2 protein-coding genes are annotated in these 3,502 nt (G+C 60.3%); both read right to left on the reverse strand.

Going from position 1 to position 3,502, the window contains the following annotated elements:
- Window positions 1–415: 415 nt before the first annotated feature.
- Window positions 416–1,780 (reverse strand): sigma-54 dependent transcriptional regulator, encoded by a 1,365-nt coding sequence (locus DC522_RS32815; RefSeq protein WP_116532603.1) that lies wholly within the window; start codon window positions 1,778–1,780, stop codon window positions 416–418.
- Window positions 1,777–3,502: sensor histidine kinase (locus DC522_RS32820; RefSeq protein ID WP_133239453.1), on the reverse strand; the 1,726-nt coding region annotated here is incomplete at its 5' end. The genes DC522_RS32820 and DC522_RS32815, both read right to left, overlap by 4 nt.

The raw sequence follows: 3,502 nt of genomic DNA on the forward strand, positions 1-3,502 counted from the left end.
GCGAGGTAGCCCCAAACGCAGCAAGGTCATGCGGGTCAACCCGCAGATGAGAGTTTGTTGACCGACGTTGGCGTCCCGCCTCCTGCACCATGGATCCGCCGTACACATCTCTGCCGTCGCGTCGACGCGACGGGCCGACGCTCCATGTCAAAACCCCTTGTCCACAATCATGAGAGTAGACCGTTGTTCCGAAGCGAGCGAGCTGCAGGCCCAAAATGAGAAGAAAATACCTGGCCAGAAAGGCAATATTGCCGTCGGCGCTTCGGTCTGGCGGTTATACTTCAAGGGTTACAGTAAGGGTTGAGGCAAAATAGCGTGACACTCGGCACAAGTGGCTTTAACGATTCCAATGCGCTGGCGTCAACACATCATCGCAGCCTTTCCGCGACGTGCAAGTTCAAGAAGGTTTCGAACACTAGCGATTCTTTTGATAATCGGCCGAGTTTATCCCGTGGCGTTTCAATTTATCGTAGAAAGTTTTGCGAGGGATTCCAAGTGTTTCGATCACTTGTTGCATATCGCCGCGATGTTCCTGCAAGGCTTCGTGAATTACAGTTGCTTCGTAACGGCGCACCTTTTCAGCAAGACTTAGGCTTGGTGCAGTCACGCATTTTTGAGTCGATACAACCGAGGTTTCCAATTCCGGTTCGAGCCCCAGGGCGACACGGTCGGCAAAATGAACGAGTTCGCGAACATTGCCGGGCCACTTGTGGCCCATGAGATGGTCGCGCACGGCCGCGGTCATCTCCCGCACCGGCTGGCCGAAGCGTTTCGATGCACGCTCCAGGAAGTGGCCGAAAAGCGCCGGAATGTCTTCGGAGCGCTCGCGAAGCGGCGGGATGCGCAACGTCACTACGTTCAGCCGGAAATAGAGGTCTTCCCGGAAATCCCTGCGGGTCGCTGGATCGCCGAGATCGACCTTCGTCGCGGCGACGACACGAAGGTCGATGCTTCGGGTTTCATTGGTGCCGAGCGGCGTGATCTGCCGGGTTTCGAGCACCCTGAGCAGCTTCACCTGAAGCGGGGGCGGCATAGACTCGATTTCATCGAGGAAGAGCGTCCCACCGTTTGAATGCTCGATCCGCCCAATCCGGCGCCTCTGTGCTCCCGTGAAGGCGCCTGCCTCATGTCCGAAAAGCTCGCTCTCGATGACGCTTTCCGGGAGCGCGCCGCAATTCAACGCGACGAAGGGTTTCGCGTGCCGGTTGCTCCACCGGTGCAGCAGCGCGGCGACCACCTCCTTGCCGGTGCCTGTTTCACCTTCCACGAGGACGTCCACGTTGGTATCGGCGATTTGGCGAAGCGTTTTGCGCAGCCGCTTCATGGCCGGCGCCTCGCCGATGAGCGGCATATCGCCAGCGGATCGGGCGACCGCGTCCTTTAGACGCCTGTTTTCCAGAACCAGGTGCCGTTTCTCCGAAGCACGATGCAGCGTCTCTAGAAGTCGCTCCGTCGCATATGGCTTCGGGATGAAATCGTAGGCGCCGTCCTTGATGGCCGCAACGGCCAACTCGACATCGCCATGTCCGGTGATGAGGACGATTGGAATATCCGGATCGATCGCCTTCACCCGCTCGAAGAGCTGGAGTCCGTCCATTCCGGGCATGCGAATGTCGCTCACTACAAGCCCCTCGAAATCCTTATCTATCGTGGCGAGCGCCGTCTCGGCCGAGCGGAAAAGGATCGGAACGAAGCAGGCAAGCTCCAGCATCTGCTTGGCTGCCCGTAGCAGATCCTCGTCATCGTCCACAAAAATAACCCGTCCTTTTTCAGCACTCATGCCGCACGCCTCAGCTCGACCGTGAAGGAAGCCCCTTTGTCATGGTTCGTATCGAGCCGCAGTGAGCCGCCGAGCTCCCGTGCGATCTCTTCTGAAATGACCAGGCCAAGACCGAGGCCTTTTTCCTTATTGGTGGTGAACGGCATGAAAAGGTTCCGGCGGATGTCGGGGGCAAGGCCGGGACCGTTATCCCGAACGGAAATTGCAACCATTTCTTCCTTCGCGGTGAGCGCGATCTCGACCTGGGGCTCCGGTTGGTCCTCCAACGCGTCGAGCGCATTCTGAAGAAGGTTGACGAGGATCTGCTCCAACCGGATGCGGCTTGCCATCACCATTGGAGACGAGTCGGTCCGCGTTCGTTCGATCATCACCCCGGAATCGCGGATTCGGCCTGACAGGAGCGAAAGCGCACCATCAATCGCCTCTTCCGCTGGTAACGGCCATATCGCTCCGGTCGCGCGGCGGGAGAAGGACCGCAGCGTTTCTGTAATTGACCCGATCCTGCCGGTCATGGCGACGATCGAGCTCATATTCTCAGCGGTGTCTTGCGACTGGCCGTTCTGAAGAAGGCGCGCGGCACTTTCAGCATACGTTCGGATCGCTGCCACCGGCTGGTTGATCTCGTGGGCGACCCCGGCCGCGATCTGCCCAAGAATAGACAGCCGGTTTGCCTGGGCGAGTTCATCGCGCAGGCGGCGCACCCTCGCCTCGGCGTTCTCGCGCTCGGCGATCTCGTGGGCGAGCGCTTCGTTTGTGCGGCGGAGATCCGCCGTGCGCAGATTGACGCGGTACTCGAGTTCGGTATTCATGCGCGCAAGTGCTTCCTGCCGCTGTCGGATCGCCCGCCGCCGTCGGACAATGACGACAACGGCGAATCCAAGGAGAATGAGGGCAAGCAATGTCGTTACGCGGCCCGTTATTGCCGCCGATGAAATCTCAGCGTCAGCAGGAATGAGCAGGGAAAGACGCCAGCCCGGAACTGCTTTCCCAAGATCCTGCGAAACCGCAACGAAGCCGGCTGATCTGCCCGCAGGACTTGCGGTGACCATGTTGCCGCCACGCTGGGAAAGCGGCACCGGCTTGAAAGTCGCGCCTGATAGCTGCAGACGATCTCGGGTGGTTTCCGTCTCCTCTTCGGAAAGAGGTGAGAGAGCGCCAAAACGCCATTGGGGCACGCTCGTCGCAAGGACAGCGCCGCGCTCATCCGTCGTGAAGACCACGAAGCCGCTCTCCCTCCAGCTCGACTCGACCCGGTCGAGCTCCACCTTCACCACGACCACGCCGAGCGGACCCTCCGACCCATCAACCCGGCTCGCCAGGTATAGGCCCGGGCGCGCGCTGGTTGTGCCGAGCGCATATTGCGTGGCCGTGCCATTTGCCATCGCCTCGGTGAAGTAGTGGCGGTAGCGGTAGTCGTTGCCGACGAAACTGGTCGGCTCGCCGGCGTTGCTCGCGGCAATCGCTATGCCCTCGGTGTTGATGACATAGACCACGGAAGCCATGGCGTCGCGGGCAATGCCGCGAAGCTTGTCGTCGAGCGCGGCTTCCTTGGCAGGGCTCGGACTGCAAAACATCTCCTGAACCGCACCGTCGCGGGCCAGGATCAGCGGAATCAATCTCTGCTTCTCGACGTCCGCTTTCAAACTGTCGGCTGCAAGCGGGAGGGCGGCAAGCGCACGGTTGCGTAGGGCATACTCCGCTCTGGTGCCGGCGATCTGGCCC

This window comes from Microvirga sp. KLBC 81 (genome assembly GCF_003075415.1).
Taxonomy (GTDB): Bacteria; Pseudomonadota; Alphaproteobacteria; order Rhizobiales; family Beijerinckiaceae; genus Microvirga.

Coding starts and splice junctions, on each gene's coding strand:
- DC522_RS32815 (WP_116532603.1), bottom strand. CDS start 1,780: ATGAGTGCTGAAAAAGGACGGGTTATTTTTGTGGACGATGACGAGGAT.